The sequence below is a fragment of the Corallococcus sicarius genome, assembly GCF_003611735.1.
Classification (GTDB): domain Bacteria; phylum Myxococcota; class Myxococcia; order Myxococcales; family Myxococcaceae; genus Corallococcus; species Corallococcus sicarius.
Map to the genome: position 1 here is coordinate 46,074 of NZ_RAWG01000013.1, position 16,855 is coordinate 62,928.

Annotated in this window: 18 protein-coding genes; 16 read left to right on the top strand and 2 right to left on the bottom strand. The window is 70.8% G+C overall.

Features of this window, described 5'->3' with window-relative positions:
- Positions 1–376 precede the first annotated feature (376 nt).
- The 8 genes from D7X12_RS03430 (at position 377) to D7X12_RS03465 (ending at position 6,977) form a co-directional block, all read left to right on the top strand.
- Entirely contained in the window at positions 377–958 is a 582-nt protein-coding gene (locus D7X12_RS03430) for an RNA polymerase sigma factor (RefSeq protein ID WP_120623828.1), read from the top strand.
- Entirely contained in the window at positions 955–1,434 is a 480-nt protein-coding gene (locus D7X12_RS03435; RefSeq protein ID WP_120623829.1) for an anti-sigma factor family protein, read from the top strand. The genes D7X12_RS03430 and D7X12_RS03435 overlap by 4 nt, the downstream gene beginning before the upstream one ends.
- 170 nt (positions 1,435–1,604) lie before the next feature.
- Positions 1,605–2,456 (top strand): zf-HC2 domain-containing protein, encoded by an 852-nt coding sequence (locus tag D7X12_RS03440; protein WP_158619947.1) that lies wholly within the window; start codon positions 1,605–1,607, stop codon positions 2,454–2,456.
- 86 nt (positions 2,457–2,542) lie between these two features.
- Entirely contained in the window at positions 2,543–2,758 is a 216-nt protein-coding gene (locus D7X12_RS03445; protein ID WP_120623831.1) for a hypothetical protein, read from the top strand.
- A gap of 284 nt (positions 2,759–3,042) precedes the next feature.
- Positions 3,043–4,392: a M24 family metallopeptidase gene (locus D7X12_RS03450; protein WP_120623832.1), complete on the top strand. Its 1,350-nt coding sequence runs from the start codon at positions 3,043–3,045 to the stop codon at positions 4,390–4,392.
- 22 nt (positions 4,393–4,414) lie between these two features.
- Complete coding sequence (locus D7X12_RS03455) at positions 4,415–5,266, top strand: hypothetical protein (RefSeq protein WP_147443509.1); 852 nt, start codon at positions 4,415–4,417, stop codon at positions 5,264–5,266.
- 11 nt (positions 5,267–5,277) lie between these two features.
- Positions 5,278–6,297: a hypothetical protein gene (locus D7X12_RS03460; protein WP_120623834.1), complete on the top strand. Its 1,020-nt coding sequence runs from the start codon at positions 5,278–5,280 to the stop codon at positions 6,295–6,297.
- 2 nt (positions 6,298–6,299) lie between these two features.
- Positions 6,300–6,977, top strand: coding sequence for a hypothetical protein (locus D7X12_RS03465; RefSeq protein WP_120623835.1), 678 nt, complete (start codon positions 6,300–6,302; stop codon positions 6,975–6,977).
- Positions 6,978–7,037: 60 nt separating this feature from the next.
- Here the strand turns inward: D7X12_RS03465 and rtcR are convergent, their stop codons facing one another.
- Complete coding sequence (gene rtcR / locus D7X12_RS03470) at positions 7,038–8,675, bottom strand: RNA repair transcriptional activator RtcR (RefSeq protein ID WP_120623836.1); 1,638 nt, start codon at positions 8,673–8,675, stop codon at positions 7,038–7,040.
- A gap of 148 nt (positions 8,676–8,823) precedes the next feature.
- Between rtcR and D7X12_RS03475 the strand changes: the two genes are divergently transcribed.
- The 4 genes from D7X12_RS03475 to D7X12_RS03490 all read left to right on the top strand — a co-directional run bounded on the left by D7X12_RS03475 (position 8,824) and on the right by D7X12_RS03490 (position 12,575).
- On the top strand, positions 8,824–10,059 hold the full coding sequence (locus D7X12_RS03475) for an RtcB family protein (RefSeq protein ID WP_120623837.1): 1,236 nt from the start codon (positions 8,824–8,826) through the stop codon (positions 10,057–10,059).
- Between the two features lie 183 nt (positions 10,060–10,242).
- A complete protein-coding gene (gene rtcA, locus D7X12_RS03480) occupies positions 10,243–11,259 on the top strand; it encodes an RNA 3'-terminal phosphate cyclase (RefSeq protein WP_120623838.1) in 1,017 nt (338 codons plus the stop codon).
- 124 nt (positions 11,260–11,383) lie between these two features.
- Positions 11,384–12,241 carry a DNA-formamidopyrimidine glycosylase gene (gene mutM / locus D7X12_RS03485; RefSeq protein ID WP_208718797.1) on the top strand — a complete coding sequence of 286 codons (858 nt, stop codon included), beginning with the start codon at positions 11,384–11,386 and terminating at the stop codon, positions 12,239–12,241.
- 79 nt (positions 12,242–12,320) lie between these two features.
- Positions 12,321–12,575, top strand: a complete 255-nt coding sequence (locus D7X12_RS03490; protein WP_120623840.1) for a hypothetical protein — start codon at positions 12,321–12,323, stop codon at positions 12,573–12,575.
- Here the strand turns inward: D7X12_RS03490 and D7X12_RS03495 are convergent, their stop codons facing one another.
- Positions 12,576–13,235, bottom strand: coding sequence for a hypothetical protein (locus D7X12_RS03495; RefSeq protein ID WP_120623841.1), 660 nt, complete (start codon positions 13,233–13,235; stop codon positions 12,576–12,578).
- A gap of 108 nt (positions 13,236–13,343) precedes the next feature.
- Between D7X12_RS03495 and D7X12_RS03500 the strand changes: the two genes are divergently transcribed.
- The 4 genes from D7X12_RS03500 to ruvA all read left to right on the top strand — a co-directional run bounded on the left by D7X12_RS03500 (position 13,344) and on the right by ruvA (position 16,495).
- Entirely contained in the window at positions 13,344–14,435 is a 1,092-nt protein-coding gene (locus D7X12_RS03500) for a response regulator (protein ID WP_120623842.1), read from the top strand.
- Between the two features lie 85 nt (positions 14,436–14,520).
- Entirely contained in the window at positions 14,521–15,270 is a 750-nt protein-coding gene (locus tag D7X12_RS03505) for a YebC/PmpR family DNA-binding transcriptional regulator (protein ID WP_120623843.1), read from the top strand.
- Positions 15,271–15,305: 35 nt separating this feature from the next.
- On the top strand, positions 15,306–15,884 hold the full coding sequence (ruvC, locus tag D7X12_RS03510) for a crossover junction endodeoxyribonuclease RuvC (RefSeq protein WP_120623846.1): 579 nt from the start codon (positions 15,306–15,308) through the stop codon (positions 15,882–15,884).
- Positions 15,881–16,495, top strand: a complete 615-nt coding sequence (gene ruvA / locus D7X12_RS03515; RefSeq protein ID WP_120623844.1) for a Holliday junction branch migration protein RuvA — start codon at positions 15,881–15,883, stop codon at positions 16,493–16,495. The genes ruvC and ruvA overlap by 4 nt, the downstream gene beginning before the upstream one ends.
- The last annotated feature ends 360 nt before the right edge of the window (positions 16,496–16,855 follow it).

Below are 16,855 nucleotides of genomic sequence, written 5' to 3' on the forward strand. Positions count from 1 at the left end.
GACTCCCCAGGCACGCAAGCGGAGTTTCAGCCCCGGACGCTTCCGGGGACGGGGAATCCTGGATCCGGGAATCCCGGCGCGGCGCGATACGCGCGAAAAACCCCGGGGCCCCCAGTGCCTTGGGGCATGCTGGACGGTGTGTTCACGCGCCGAGCGGGGCGCGAAACACCCGGAGGCCCCCCACACCCCTGGACAGGCATTGAACCCGGAAACTCCCGGATGTCTGTCTATTCGCTGCAATGAATTGGCGTCTGCTTGAAGTGTTCCAACGGCACTGCCAGACGTGGGGCCCGGTGAAGCGTCCTGGCGCTTGTCGCATCCGTGAGCAAAAAAGAATCCGACCCTTGGCGTTCTCTGAGGGAAGGGAGGCGGTCGCATGGTGCCAGGGAGGGAGGAGTCCCCTGTCCGGGAAGGCTCCGGAGGGGAATTCGCCGCGTTCGCGATCCGCCATCAGCCGGTGCTGGTCGCCATCGCGCGCAACGTCTGTGGCCGGGGTGCCAGTGATTGCGACGACCTGGTGCAGGACGTGCTGCTCCGGGCGTTGTTGCAATGGGAGCGGCTCAAACGATGGCCGGAGCCGGCGCGCCGCGCGTGGCTGGTGCGCGTGCTGCACAACCGCTTCCTGGACCAGTGCCGTCGCCAGGGCGCGGAGACGGACCGGAGGGTGGATCTACACAACGTGCACATGCTCTTCGAGGATCCGGAGGACTCGCCGGAGCCCGAGCAGTGGGAGTGCGTCACGGAGGACGAGTTGCGCCAGGCGGTGGCCCGGCTCAACGAGAAGCTGCGCCAGGCGTTCGAGCTGCATGCGCGAGGCCTGCGCCATGCGGAGATCGCCCGGCGGATGAACACCCCCAGCGCGGGAACGGTGGGCACGTGGCTCTTCCACGCCCGCCGCCGCTTGAAGGCCATGCTCCACGACACCGCGGAACGCCGCCGCCAGGAGAGGGAACGATGAGCCCCGCGTGTGAAGACCTGCGGCCCTTGCTGGACGGGGAGCTGCCCGACGAGGACCAGCGCCGGATCCGCGCCCACCTGGCCGGCTGCGAGGCGTGCGCCACGCGCTTCCATGACCTGCTGCAACTGGAGGTGCTCGCGCGGCTGGCGCTGGAGGACGCGGAGGAGAGCGCGCGCTGGGTGTCCGCGCGTCAGGCCCGCGAGCGACTGCCGGGGGCCTGGAACGAGGACGTGCCGGCGAACTGGCCCGCGGAGGCCCCCATCGTCGCCGCGCCACCTCCACCGCCCGAACACCAGGAGGGGCGCTCCTGGCACCACGGCGCGCGCCGCTACCGTCGCCGCTGCCCGGGCTGCGCGTCCTGTTGCCCCTGGTACGCGGAGGGTGAAGCGGTGGAGGCCGTCCGAGCACCCCGCTGGCCCTGCCCGCGCGCCGGACGCTCCGGTGCGGCCGTGCTGCGCCCCCGTCCGCGCCGCTGACCCGGGCCGGAAGTAACCCCGCCTGCCGCGCTCCCGACATCGAGCAGGACCCAGGGAGCAGGCGGGCGGGCAAGGCCCGCATGTCCCTGGCGCGACCCGGCCAAGGATTCATCCCGTTCGCGTTCGAGAGGGACGGGAGGCGGGAGCCCGACCACGGGCTGGGACACGCGATGGATCTCTGGTGCAAGAAGCTCTACCGGTTCGTGGATGGCGAGCTGGAGTCGGGTGACGAGGAGCGCTTCCGGCTCCACCTGGCCCTCTGCCGCGCCTGCTCCAGCGGACTGCATGACGCCATGCAACTGGAGATGCTCAGCGTCCAGGCCCTCTATGGGGCGGTGCCGCACAACGATGCCCCCGCCCCACCGAGCGAGTCCCGGAGCGGGGCGCGCTTCGCGTGGCTCCGCGGCTGGCGGGGCCAGGCGCTGGGGGCCGTGCTGGCCATGGGGTTGGGGGCGCTCGTGGCGTCCCTGCCCACGGTGAGCTTCCAGTCGGTGGACGCGTGGCGGGCTGGCGCGGCGGTGCGGGGCCTGGAGGCCCGGATCGCCTATCCCGCAGCGGACCGGTACCACCCCTATGTCCCCGCCAGGACGGGGACCCCGGACGAGGGGGCCGAGGGGGCCCTCCAGGCCGGGACCCGGGTGCCGCTGCGGACGTTGGCGGAGCTGGAGGAGCGCGGGGACCTGCACGGCATCGCGGCCGCCTACCTCGTGCATGGCGAGCTGCGTCAGGCCGCGGACTTCCTGTCACGCAGTGCGCCGTCCGTGGATCGCGACAGCGACCGGGCGGTGGTGGCGATGGCGGAGGGGGACCTGCCCGGTGCGCTGATCCTGGTGGACAGCGTGCTGCGTCAAGCACCGGACCATCCCCAGGCCCTGTGGAACCGGGCGCTGGTGCTCCGGGCGCTGGGCCTCCCACGCGAGGCGGCGGAGGCCTTTGAAGCGGTGGCCCGGCGGGGGGAGCCGGGGTGGAGCGAAGAGGCCGGAATTCGGGCCCGCGCGCTGCGGATGAGCGGAATCCGCTGAATTGCGACAAGGAGGATCCAAGGATTCTTCCGGTCCGCGTCTATTTATCGAAGCGCGCAGGAAACACCGCACCCCGGGGGGACGCGATGTACCGCATGGATGCGTGGAGCCAGGGGCATGGCGCGATGTGGGCGCCCGGCACCAGTGGGGGCGCGGAGGTGCGCACGGGGCCCGAGGTCCGGGATTTGAAGGGTTCCTGGGGCGCCGATGAGGGGGATGCGGAAGGGGCCTCCCGGCTGAGCGGCGAGGGGTTCGACTTCGACTTCGAGGAAAGCGACCTGGATGGGGTCGCCAGCTACTGACGTCAAGGCGCGCGCGGCGGGATGTCCGCGCTCCACGGCAGCCTTCGGGGGAAGGCCGCCCACTTCCAAGGGATCCACCAGCCAGTATGTCCTGGGTGGATCCGGGTGTTCCGGACCGGGGGGGACGGGACCCGGGAAGTGCGTGGGAGCGAGGACATCCAGGCAGGTGAGCAGGCGGGATGCGCCCCAGGTTCTCCGCTCCCGGAGCCTCCACGGTTCCGGGAGCGGGGGACTTCGGATGGGCGTTAGGCTGCCGGCCTCCCTCGCGACCTGGAGTTCCCGACATGAAGTGCTGGAGTGTGGCGACCCTGCCCATCCTGGGGTGTCTGGTGGCCTGCGCCACCGCCCCTGTCCGTGACACCCCGCAGCAAGCCTCCACCGCCGCACTCGTGCAGCCGCCCTCGCGGGAAGTGGCCCTGCGCGGGGGCTGGCTGAAGGACCGACACGCGCTGCTGCTCGACATGATGCGCCGTCACGGCGTGGGCATGTGGGTCGTCATCAACGAGGAGTTCCACGATGATCCGCTGACGGGGTGGATTGCCCCGCCGCTGCCCTATGTGGGCAACCGCGACGTGTTCGTCTTCGTGGACGCGGGGGACGAGGGCCTGAAGAAGGTCGCGCTGACGGGCTACGCCACGGAGGCGGTGACGCGGTTCTTCGAAGCCCCCGCGGAGGGACGCAAGCCGGAGGAGGTGCTCGCGGAGCTGGAGGCGCGCTACCACCCGCGCGCCATCGCGCTGGGTATCGGCGGCAAGCGCGGGGTGACGCGCAGCCTGACGCATGACAGCTACCGGTGGCTGGTGGAGGCGCTGGGTCCCCAGGCCGAAGCGCGCTTCGTGAGCGCGGCGCCGCTCATCGAGGAGTACCTGGACACGCGGCTGCCCGGAGAGTTCGCGCCGTACCGGGACCTCGTGGTGCTGACGGAGTCGCTGGTGAAGCGCGCGCTCTCCAACGAGGTGGTGGTGCCCGGGAAGACGACGGTGGGCGACGTGCGCCGCTGGCTGTACGACGCGCTGTGGGAGGCGCGCGTGACGACGTGGTTCCAGCCCGACATGCGCGTGCAGCGTCAGGGCATGAAGGACGGCTTCTCTCGCGGGTTCCTGGCGGTGGCGGACGAGGCCATCGTCATCCAGCGCGGCGACCTGCTGCACGTGGACTTCGGCGTCACGTCCCTGGGGCTGAGCACGGACTGGCAGAAGATGGCCTACGTGCTGCGGGACGGGGAGAAGGACGTTCCGGAGGGACTGAAGCGCGCGCTGGCGAACACGCAGGCGCTGCAGGACGCGATGATGCTGCGCGCGTCGCGGCCCGGTCGCTCCTCCGCGGACGTCTACGACGCGACGATGGCGGAGATGAAGGAGAAGGGCATCGAGGCCAAGGTGTACAGCCACCCGCTGGGCGCGCAGGGCCATGGGCTGGGGGCCTCCATCGACTTCCGCGCGGCCTCGCGCAAGGACGCGCCGCGGCTCTTGCGCAAGGGCTCCTACCTCGCCGTCGAACTCAACACCGTCACCCCCGTGCCAGAGTGGGATGGGCAGCGGGTGGCGGTGATGCAGGAAGATCCGGCGTACCTGACGGACGAAGGCTGGAAGTTCTTCGTGCCCCGGCAGGACGCCTTCTATCTGATCCACTGAAGCCACGAAGGGAGCGGACGTGATGCGCGTGACAACCAGGTGGAGGGGCCGGGCGCGACTCGCGCTGGCACTCCTCGGCGGTGTGGCGGGGGGCTCGGGTTGCTCCGCCCCTGTCGGGGATGAAGGCTCACGCGAGGCGCCCGCGGTCCAGGCGCGTCCCCTCGTCGCGGAGGCCACGCTCCGGCCGCCGCGCGCGGTGGACGGGCTGTTGAGCCTGCTCGACCAGACGGCCTCGGTGGTGGAGGGGGACGTCATCGACCTGCGCTCCGAGTCCTCACCGCGCACGGGCCCCTGGACGGTGGTGACGCTGGGGAACGTGCGGGCGCACCTGGGCGAGGCGCCCCGGGAGCTGCGGCTCAAGCAGGCCGGGGGGCTGCTGCCGGATGGACGGCAGCTCGTCGTCAGCCACGTGCCCCGCTTCGTCCTGGGCGCGCGCTATGTGGTGTTCCTGCGCAATACCGCATGGAGCCTGTCGCCGGTGCTCGACGGGCACGCCTTCCGCGTGGAGTCGGTGGGAGGCCGGGAGGTGCTCGTGGGGCCCGAGGGTGGGCTCGTGGCCGGTCTGGGTTCAGCGGGCGTGCGGTGGACGGCGCCGGTGTTCGAGACCGTGGCGTTGCAGGGAGGCCGTCCGGCCCTGCGCGCGGGCGTGGAGGGGGCAAGGCTTCCGGACGCGCTGGGACGTGAGGCGTTCGTGGCGCTGCTCCAGAACCACCTGCGCGCGCGCGGGCTCAGCGTGACGGGAGCGTTCCGCGAGGAGCCGGTCGCCACCGCGTCCTCGCTGTCCGTGCCGGTGACGCCCGCGTCGCTCCAGGCACCCACGACGGGCGTTGTTCCCTCCCAGCCCGAGCGGGACCTCCCGCCCGGCCAGCCGTGATGAGGTTCGCCATGAGGACAACGAGGATCGCGGGCTTCGTCGCGGTGCTGGCGCTGGGCAGCGTGGAGGCGGGGGCCGCCGCATGGGACACGTGCAACGGCTCGCCGGTGAAGTGGTACAGCGGGCCGGCCGTGTATCGAAACCGGTGCAGCATCCCGGACTCCGGCAACGTCAACACGGCGTACTGGAACGGGCTGCGGCAGTGGGACGACCTGTCGCGCATCGTGAGCGCCTACAACGTGAACCCGGTGACGGACTGCGCGTTGGACCACAGCGACGGCCAGAATGAGCTTGGCCTGTGCGACCGGGCGGCGCTCGATGGGAACAATGGCGTGACGTACTCCACGGTGGGCGTGTGCTTCATCGGGAGCAACGGCATCGACGAGGCGGACGTCTGCATCGCCAGCGACCTGGACTTCACGCCGCGCAACGGGAACGCGTTCGGCACGTCGGGCCGGAGCACGTTCGTGCACGAGGTGGGGCACTTCTTCGGCTTCAAGCACGAGGGCGGACACAGCATCCTGCGCACGTCGCCGCCGCACCTGGTGACGGGAGGCTATGAGGCGTCCACGCTGTGGCCCACGAACGCGCAGGGCATGCGCGACCTGTATGGCTACACCCAGACGAAGCCCAACCTGGTGCCGGCCGCGATGGGCGTGGTGGGGGACGTGGCGCAGACGTTGGACGCGGCGGGCTCGCGGGCCGTGTGTCGAGGCACGTCCACGAGCGTGAAGTTCTACGTGGGCAACCTGGGCAACGCCGCGGTCGCGTCGTACTCGATGCGCGTGCGGCTGAGCCCGACGGCGCCACCGCAGGGCTACAGCGAGTCGACGAACGTCGTGGCGACCTTCGGCCACTCGCTCGGGGCCTTCTCGGAGGGCATGTATTCGCTGCCCTTCGTGGTGCCCCCAGGCCTGCCCTTCAACACGTACTACGTCTACCTGGACCTGGATCCCCAGGGCGTGGTGGGCGAATTGCGCGAGAACGACAACACCACCGTCAGCGCGATGCTCCTGCGGGTGGAGTGCTGAGCGTGCGGTCGGTGGCCCTGATGGCGCTGCTGTTCGTCGGGGCCTGCGCCAAGCCGAAGGAGGAACGGGCGCGCCCGCCGGACGTGCCCGTGTCTCCTTTGACGTCCGCGGCCTTGAAGGCGCCTGAACGTCCGCAGCCCCCGGGGGCGGTGGTGGTGCGGACGGACGCGGGCACCTTCGAGGCTCCCTCCGTGCGGCTCATGGCCACCTTCACCGAAGGGGAGGGGCCTCCCACGCTGGAGGTCGCCTTGAGCGCGCAGTCACAAGGCGGAGCTCAGTGGGCGGTCCTCGCTCCGGTGGAGCCCGCGTTCCCGAAGACGAAGCATGCGACGGCGCGGCTCACCCGGATGCCACTTCGGGTCGGGCTGGCGTCGGCGGAGCTGCGCGGGCCGTCGGGTCCTCCGACGCTCGCGAACGAGGGGACATTGGAGTTGAGCGTCACCGGACGCGAGGTGCACGGCACGGTGCGAACGCAGGACGCGAGCTTGTCCGCCACGTTCCAGGGCCCCCTGTCCGTGGAGTGCATGGTCCCCGCTGCCTGGCTGAGCGGGCCGGACCGCCCGGCGTCACCGGGGACGCCCGTGCCGGTGGCTCCGTCATCCGAACTCGGCTCGACCGTGGTGCTCGACGAGGCCTGGACGACAGCGCAGTGCCGTGCCCTGAAGGAGCAGTTCCGGTAAGCGCGCTTCACTCAGCATCCGCGACAGCGCGCCTTTTCACTCCGCCCCGCTGAGCACGCGTCACTCCGCGTCCGCCATCCCGCGCCCGTTCACGTCCGCCCATCCGAGCCCGAAGCGCGCCAGGTACTTCCGCAGTCGGTCCGCATCGTTGACGCTCTTCTTCTGCGCTCGCGACTGGGCGAACAGGGTCCGCCCCGCGTCCGACAGCGAGCGAGCGGAGCGACACACGCCCACGACATCCGCGAGCTGCACGCGGTCGAACCTGTCCAGCTCCGCCGCGCGAGCCGGCCCCAGCACCTGCGCCAGCACGTCGTCATGAGCTGACGCCGCCGCGCCCGCGGGGCGCCACTGGGTACGCAGCCGCTCCAGCTCTTCGTCCACCACCTCGCGCGTCATCCGTCCTCCGGCCGCCAGCGTGGACATGCGCAGCACGGCCGCGTTGAGGTCGCGGAAGTTGCCGTTCCACCGGGCCTCGGGAGACGTGGCGAAGCGCAGGAAGTGCTCCTGCGCCTCCTTGCTCATCGTCACCCGGGTGCCCAACGCCTGCGACGCTTGATCCAACTCGAACTGCAGGTTGGGCGCGATGTCCTCCGGGCGCTCGCGCAGCGCGGGCAGCCGGAAGGTCCACAGGTTGATGCGCGCGAGCAGGTCCTCACGGAAGCGCCCCCGCTCCACGTCGAGCTGGAGGTCGCGGTTGGTGCCGGCGATGAGCTGGAAGTCGCTCTCCGCCTCCTTGTCCGCGCCCACTGGCAGGAACCGCTTGTCCTCCAGCGCGCGCAGCAGCATGGCCTGCTCGTCCGCGCCCAGCTCCCCAATCTCATCCAGGAACAGCACGCCCCCGTTCGCCTGCCGCATCAGTCCGGGCCGGTCACCCACCGCTCCGGTGAAGGACCCCTTCACGTGGCCGAAGAGGGTGGACATGGCGCCGTCGCCGCGCAGCGTGGCGCAGTTGAGGTCCACGAACGGGCCCACCACCTGGTTGCGCGACTTCTTCAGCGCATAGATGCGCTTTGCGAGCTGCGACTTGCCCGCGCCCGTGGGCCCCGTGAGCAGGAGCGGCGCGCGGGACTGCACGGCCACCTGCTCGATGCGCTCGATGAGCCGGTTGAAGGCCGCGTTGTGCGTGTCGATGCCGGACTTGAGGAAGGACAGGCCCTCGCGCTGCTGTTGTCGGAAGCGCGCCGCCAGCGTGTCGTAGTTCGACAGGTCCAGGTCGATGAGGGTGTGCGTCCCCGAAGCCGACCGCGAGCCTGCGTTTCCCGGCGACGTCTGCACCAGCCGGCCCGGAATCAACCGGCTCTCCACCAGCAGGAACATGCAGATCTGCGCGATGTGCGTGCCCGTGGTGATGTGCACCAGGTAGTCCTCTTCCTCCGGATGGAAGGGGTGGGCGCGCACGTGGTCCAACAGCGCGCCATACGTCTCCTCCAGATTCCAGGGGTCGCGGATGTCCAGGGACGTCAGGCGCACCTGCGTCTCCGGTGACACCTGCGCGATGTCCTCCTGGATGACCTTGGCCAGCGAGGTGACGCGGGGCGGATGCAGCAGCTCCAGCCGGTGCACCACCAGGTCCTCCTGCTGGCACAGCGCCACCGTGGGGCGCCACCGCGTCCAGCGCTGCGTCCCGGTGCCCGTGTCGAGCGTCGTTCCCAGCATCCCGATGACGACCGTCCGCCGCGCCTTGGTCTTTTGAGCCATCAGGATAGGTATTTATCCCATGGGATAGGGAATTCCAGCCCCGCGCGGGGGCTCCCTCGGAAGCGGCGTTGGCACGGCGGCTGCTCTAGCTCCCCCACGTGACCGGGACACAGCGCCCGGGTCGAACGACCGAAGAAGGGTGAAGGCCATGGACCGCGAGAAGACGAACTACGAAGTGCTGTCGGACGATGCGGGTCGCCCCATCAAGGCGTGGACGGTGGGGGTGCCGTTCGAGGACGAGGCGAAGGAGCAGCTGCGCAACCTCCGAGGCCTGCCGTTCATCCACAAGTGGGTCGCGGTGATGCCGGACGTGCACCGCGGTTACGGCGCGACGGTGGGGAGCGTGGTGCCCACGGTGGGCGCGGTGGTGCCGGCGGCGGTGGGCGTGGACATCGGATGCGGGATGATCGCCGTGCGCACGACGCTGCGCGCGGATCAGCTGCCGGACTCGCTGCGCGGGGTTCGCTCGGCCATCGAGGCGGCGGTGCCCCACGGCCGTACGGACAACGGTGGCCGTAACGACCGCGGCGCCTGGAAGCACTCGCCCGAGACGCATACGGCCGCGTGGGCGTCGCTCGTGAGCGGGTACGAGCAGATCGTCGCGAAGCACAAGCACATCGGCCGTGGGCCGCAGCTGGGCCACCTGGGAACGCTGGGGACCGGGAACCACTTCATCGAGATGTGCGTCGATGAGGCGGATGGCGTGTGGCTGATGCTGCACTCCGGGTCTCGCGGGGTGGGGAACCGCATCGGGAGCTACTTCATCGAGCTGGCGAAGGAGGACATGAGCCGCTTCCACATCCACCTGCCGGACGCGGACCTGGCGTACCTGCCGGAGGGGACGGAGCACTTCGATGACTACGTGTTCGCGGTGAGCTGGGCGCAGGACTTCGCGGCGATGAACCGCGAGCTCATGCTGCGCTCCACGGTGGAGGCCCTGAAGGCGAGCGGAGAGCTGCCTCCGTTCGAACTGGCCGAGTCGGCGGTGAACTGCCACCACAACTACATCTCGCGTGAGCACCACTTCGGGAAGAACTGCTTCGTGACCCGCAAGGGCGCGGTGCGGGCGCGCGAAGGGGACATGGGAATCATCCCCGGCAGCATGGGTGCGCGTTCGTACATCGTCCGTGGGAAGGGGAACGCGGACGCCTTCCATTCGTGCAGCCACGGCGCGGGCCGCGTGATGTCGCGCGCCGCGGCGAAGAAGCGCTTCACGTTGGAGGACCACGCGCTGGCGACGGCGGGGGTGGAGTGCCGCAAGGACGCGGACGTCATCGACGAGACGCCGGCCGCGTACAAGCCCATCGATGCCGTGATGGCGGCGCAGGCGGACCTGGTGGAGGTCGTCCACACGCTCAAGCAGGTGGTGTGCGTGAAGGGATAGCCGGAGCAGAGGCCGTTCCCACCCGCCGTCCAGCCGAGGTGCACATGCCGGGATGAAGCCACCGAGGCGCCCGTTCCCCCCAGGAGGTCCGCAAGGGCCGTTAAGGGTGGGGGAACGGGCGCCGCTATTTTTATCAGGGATGGGATGCTGCATCCGTCCGCGAGCGCCGAAGGAGCACGACACATGGTCCGCATCGATGGTTCACAGGGGGAGGGGGGCGGTCAGGTGCTGCGCACCGCGCTGGCGCTGTCGCTGGTGACAGGGACGCCCTTCGAGATGGTCAACGTGCGCGCCGGTCGCGCCAAGCCGGGCCTGCTGCGCCAGCACCTCACCGCGCTCAAGGCCGCGGAGACCGTGGGCGCCGCGGACGTGACGGGCGCGGAGCTGGGCTCCAAGCAGCTCTCCTTCCACCCGCGCGCGCTGTCGGCGGGCAACTACCACTTCGCGGTGGGCACGGCGGGCAGCGCGACGCTGGTGCTCCAGACGGTGCTGCCCGCGCTGCTGCACGCGGAAGGGCCCTCCACGCTGATGTTGGAAGGCGGGACGCACAACCCGGCGGCGCCGCCGTTCGACTTCCTGGAGAAGACGTACCTGCCGCTGCTCAACCGCATGGGGCCGCGCGTGGACGTGAAGCTGGAGCGCCCGGGCTTCTACCCGGCGGGCGGCGGGAAGTTCCGCGTGGACGTGCAGCCCGCGAAGCTGCAGCCGCTGCACCTGATGGAGCGGGGGCGGGTGCTGCGGCGCGAGGCGGTGGCCCAGGTGGCGGCCATCCCCTTCGACGTGGCCCGCCGCGAGTTGGTGGCCGTGTCCGCCGTGCTGGGCCTGCGGCCGGATCAGCAGCGGGGCGAAGACCTCAAGCGCGCCTTCGGGCCGGGCAACGTGCTGCGCGTGGAGGTGGAGAGCGAGCACGTGACGGAGGTGTTCACCGGCTTCGGCGAGCGCGGCAAGCGCGCGGAGGCCGTGGGCGAGGAGGTCGCTGGCAAGGTGAAGCGCTACCTGGACGCGAACGTCCCGGTGGGCGAACACCTGTGTGATCAGCTCCTCCTGCTGCTCGCCCTGGCGAAGGGCGGCAGCTTCCGCACGCTGGCGCTGGACGGCCATGCGCTCACGCAGCGCGAGACGATGGCGCACTTCCTGGACGTGAAGGTGGACGTCCGCGAGGTGGAGCGCGACGTGGCCGAAGTCACCGTACGCGCCTGAGGAGGGCAGGGCCTCGTCCGGCTGGATGCCCGACGGACGGACGAGGCGCCCTCCCAGCGGGGGACAACCTGTGGCGTTACCTCGAATCCTTCCTACGTTCCAATGCGTGGGGGAGGATGCACGCGTGGCCGAAGTCCCCGAGGTCGAGATCATCGTCCGCGACTTGAAACAGGCCGTGGTGGGCCGCCGCTTCGTGGATGCGCAGGTGCTGGTGCCGACGGCGGTGCGCTTCGCTTCGCCCGAGGACTTCATCCAGAAGCTGCGCGGGCGGCGGGTGCTCGCGGCGGACCGCCGGGCCAAGTTCATGCTCCTGACGCTGGATGAAGGGCAGACGCTCGCGCTGCACTTCATGCTCTGGGGAGAGCTGGCCCTGCGGCCTGTGGGCAGTGAACGTCCTCCGGCCACGCTCGTCGTCCTCACGCTGGAAGGCGATGACGAGCTGCAGTTCTCCGACACGCTGGGCTACGCGCGCGTGGCGCTGGGCCCCACGCAGTGGCTCGCGGCGCAGTTGAAGCTGGAGGAGCTGGGGCCGGAGGCGCTGGACGACACCTTCACGCCGGAGCTGCTGGCCCGGTTGCTCCGCCGTCGGCGCAGCCCGCTCAAGACGGTGCTCCTGAACCAGCGCGTGCTCGCGGGGCTGGGCAACCGCGACGCGGACGAGAGCCTGTGGGCCTCGGGCATCGACCCCCGGCGCCTGGCGTCCTCGCTGTCGCCGTCCGAAATCATCCGGTTGCACCGGGGCATCCGCGACGTGCTGGAGGAGGGGCTGCGCCTGCGCGGCACGCAGCGCGACCTGTTCGGCGTGAAGGGCAAGGCGCTGCACCGGCGCAACATCTTCGGCAAACCGGGAGCGCCGTGTCCGCGCTGCACCACGCCCGTGTCGCACCAGCGCGTCGGCGGCCGCAACACGCACTGGTGTGCGCAGTGCCAGCCCGCGGACGGGCCCGCGCCGGAAGCCCCCGCGCAGACCTCGCTGCTCTGAAGAGAGGGGCGCTCCCGGGGGCGGACCCCACGACCCGCGCGCATCCACCCCGTACGTGCGAGCCCCGTGAGGCGCTGGTATGAACGGGCCCGTGTCCGACGGTTCCGCCGCCCCGCCCCTGCCCCTCGACGACGCGCTCGTGCGCGCGAGCGAGGAACACCAGCTCCCCAGCTACTACCAGTCCAGCGTGCGCCCGCTCCTGCGCGACCCGGAAGGGCGCTGGCCTTCGTGCTGCGGCGGAGGCTGCGAGCCCTGCGCGCAGACGCTCATCCGCGTCGCCCTGCGCGCGCTCGAGTTGATGGGCACGCCGCGCCAGAGCCCTCCGCCCGAATAATCAGAACAGCCGCGTGCCCAGGCCCACGCGCGCGTTGAAGCCCAGGCGCGTGTGGCCCGCGCCCTCGCGCTCCTGGAACGTCTCCAGGCCCATCTGTCCCGCGGCGAGCAGCGACAGCCCACTGCCCAGGTAGACCTCCACGCCCAGCCCGCCCAGGGCCTGGAAGCGGCGCTGCTTGTCGCCGGAGAGCCCCAGGTCGATGGGCAGATCCACCAGCCCCAGCAGCGCCACGGTGTCACCCAGCCGGTAGCTGGCGACGAGCCCCGGGAGGATGCGCACCAGCACGCCGGAGAAGTTGTCCTCGTCCATGTACGTGGCGCCCGAGTTGAGCACCAGGCCCAGCCCCAGCGAAGGCGCGAGCTGCAGCGCACCCCGCCGCAGCACCTCCTTGCGGCCCAGCACCTCCAGCGACGCGCTCAGCTTGAACCAGTCGAAGCGTCCGCGCGCCTCCATCTCGAAGCCGCCAATGCCCTGACGGAACCCGAGCCCCACCTCCGGAGCGCCCGTGTAGCCATAGAGCGCGGTGCCGCCCGGGGGCAGCATCACCGGCGCCACCACCGCGCCCAGCGGGTCTTCACCCGAGGACGAAAAGCCCGCCTCCTGGGCGGAGGACACGGCGGGCACGACGAGGAAGGTCAGCAGCAGGACGAGGCGCGTCATGGGCGCGCACCCTACCGTGGGCTTGCTCGATGGCCAAAACCGAACGATTCCAAGGACTTGGGGGTGGGTTGTGCATTTCCTACTGTTCCCTGGAAGAATGGGGAATCCATGGTTGCCCATCTCCACGTCGCCCCTCCCTCACCCTCCTCCACGCCCGCGGGAGGTCATGACGCACTCGACCTGGCGGGTGAGGCCGGAGGCTGCGTGCTGCTGGTGGGCGACGCGTCGCGGCCGGCGGTGACCGAGGCGTTGGTGGCGGAGGGCTTCGAGCCCGTGCGCGTGGACGGGATGCGCGAGGCCCTGGCGCGGCTCGCGTCTTCGGAGGAGCTGCCCCGGCTGGTGGTCATCGACGCGGAGCTGCCGGACGGGGACGGCTTCAGCCTCTGCGGCCTGCTCCGGGCGGACGCGAAGGCCGCGCACCTTCCCGTGTTGCTGATGGCACGGCACCAGGAGGAGTTCCACCGCGACCTCGCCGCGGGCGTGGGCGCGGATGAATACCTGGTGGAGCCGGTGGACCCCCGGGACGTGGCGGTGCTCGCGCGGCTCAAGGCGGGCCGGCGCGGCGCGGAGGACGTCTACGACGCGCACACCGGTCAGTTGCCGCTGGTGCACCTGGTGCGCGCGCTCCTGTCCGGGGTTCGTTCGGGGCGGGTCATCCTCAGCGAGGACACGGGCTCCTTCACCTTCCGCCATGGCCTCATGGTGGACGCGACCTTCCACGGCGAGCGCGGCAGCCTCGCGTTCCGGCGCCTGCTGTGTTTCGCCACGGGCGGCTACACGGTGACGTTCGGTCCGGAGCTGCACCGGGGCACCTTCTCCATGGACCGCCCGTACCTGTGCGAGCAGGTGGTGCCGGGCCTGGAGCGCTTCGAGGCGCTGCGCGTCCGGGGCCTGCCCCTGGCGGCGCGGCTCACGGTGGACTTCAACCGGCTGGCGCGCGAGCTGCCCACGCTGCCCGAGGACGTGGAGCAGGTGGTGCGCCTCTTCGACGGGCGGCGCACCGTGCGCGCGATGCTGCTGGAGTGCCGCTTCCCGGAGGCGCTGGCGTACGAGGCGGCGACCCGGCTGTTCATGCTGGGCGTGCTGGTGCCCGCCATCCTGGTGGAGGAGCGCGAGCGTGCCCGGGCGTTCGCAGGCCCGCCGCGCCTGTTCGAACCGGCCCCGACGCCCGACTCCCCCGACTCCGATGACGCGTCGTGAGGGTTTGACTCAGGCGGCCTGAACGGGGCACAAGGCCGGGGACGTGGGCCCTGGGCCCCATCCTCCCCGAGCCGAAGCCGCCGCCATGTCCGGTCACAACCGATGGTCGAAGATCAAGCGCCAGAAGGCCGCCATGGGCGCGACCAAGGGCAAGCTCTACTCCAAGCTCATCAAGGAGCTGACCGTCGCCGCACGGCTGGGCGGAGGTGACCCTTCGGGCAACGCCCGGCTGCGCGTCGCCATGGGCCTGGCGCGCGAGGCGAACATCCCCCGCGACTCCATCGACCGGGCCATCAAGAAGGGCACGGGCGAGCTGGCGGGCGAGTCCTACGAAGAGGTGACGTACGAGGGCTACGGCCCCGGCGGCGTCGCGCTCATCATCGAGTGCCTCACCGACAACCGGAACCGCTCCGCCAGCGACGTGCGCAACCTCCTGAGCAACTACGGCGGAAACATGGGCGCCGAGGGCGCGGTGGGCTGGATGTTCCACAAGAAGGGCGTCATCGTGGTGAAGCCCGGCCCCACCGAGGACCAGGTGATGGAGCAGGCGCTGGAGGCGGGCGCGGAGGACATCGTCGACCAGGGGCCGGACGGCTTCGAGGTGCGCACCGTGCCGGCGGACCTGCACGCGGTGGGCTCGAAGCTGGAGGCCGCGGGGCTCCCCGTGGGCGAGCAGAAGTGGACCTTCGTGCCGCAGAACACCGTGAAGGTGGAAGGCGACAACGCGAAGCGCCTGTTGAAGCTGATGGACGCGCTCGATGAAAACGACGACGTGCAACACGTGCACGCCAACTTCGAGATCGACGAATCCCTGATGGAGTCGCTGTCCGCGTGAGCCCCTTCCAGGGCGCGTGGGAAAGGAACGGGCCGGTGCGCGTGCTCGGCGTGGACCCTGGCAGCCGCTTCATGGGCTTCGGGGTGGTGGAGGAGAAGAAGGGCAAGCTCGTGCACCTGGGCCATGGCGTCATCAAGGTGCCGGAGTCCGCGCCCCTGGCCGAGCGCCTGAAGGACCTGCACGCCGCGCTGTGCGCCGCGCTCGCGCGTTACAAGCCGGAGGCGGTGGCGGTGGAGGGCCTCTTCACGTTCCGCAACGCGCGCAGCGCCCTGGTGCTGGGCCACGCGCGCGGTGTGGCGCTGCTCGCGGCGGCGCAGGCCGGGCTGCCCGTGCACGAGTACGCCCCCGCGAGCGTGAAGAAGTCCGTGGGCGCGAGCGGCGCGGGCGGCAAGGACGCGGTGGCGCGCATGGTGCGCACGCTGCTCGGCGTGGACGAAGCGACGCTGGAGCGCGCGGATGCCAGCGACGCGCTCGCCGTCGCGCTGTGTCACCTCAACCATTCCCGCGTGGGCATGCCCCGCGCGAGCGCCCCCGCGAACGGCAAGCGCAAGGGGGCCGCGTCGGTGCTCGCGGACCGGCTGTCGTCCGCGTACAAGCGCCCGGAGGCCCGATGATCGCCCGCTTGCGTGGCACGCTGTTGGAGAAGGGTGCCGAGGACGCCGTCATCGACGTGCAAGGCGTGGGCTACCGGGTGAACCTCTCCACCATCAGCCTGGGCAAGCTGCCCGCGGATGGCCAGCCGGTGGACGTGCGCATCCGCACCGTGGTGCGCGAGGACGCCTTCGAGCTGTTCGGCTTCCTCTCCGTCCCGGAGGAGGAGCTGTTCCTGCTGCTCAACAGCGTGTCCCGCATCGGCCCGCGCATGGCCCTGGGCGTGCTGTCCGGCATGGAGGTGCCGGAGCTCATCGCGGCGCTCGCGCGCGGCGAGGTGGCCCGGCTCGCCAAGATTCACGGCGTGGGCAAGAAGACCGCCGAGCGGCTCGTCCTGGAGCTCAAGGACAAGGTGAAGAACATCCACACCGAGGCCGTGGCGCGCGGCACCGCGCCCGTGGCGCCCACGACGTCCGGCACCAAGTCCGACCTCATCTCCGCCCTGCTCAACCTGGGCTACAAGCAGCCCCAGGCGGAGAAGGCCGCGGACGTGGCCAGCGAACGGCTGGGCCCGGATGCCACCTTCCAGGCGCTCTTCCGCGACGCCCTCAAGGTCCTGCGCTCCGGCCCCTGAACACCGCCTCCTCCCGGAGGGCGAGACGCAGTGCTTCCGGGGACACGAAGTCCTCGGAAAATCCGCGCAACTCTATTTCCAGGATGAAGCTGGAGAAGTCGTCCGCTGAACGGGCCCGGGGTTCATTCGGCGTCAGAAGCGGACCCGCAGCGCCCCCTGCAAGACAACCCTGAGTGATTGCAGGCTGCTGCGCGCTGGCTGATTCCGCTGAAAACACCAATTTCCAGCATGGGCGGGTGGTCCGCAGCGGACCGCACCGTCCAGAGGAGGCATGTGTCATGGCGACATGGCGTGGCGTCCCGGTGCTCGTGGTGCTGCTCTCCGTCGGAGTGGGGGTGGGGCTGTCTCTTATCCACATCT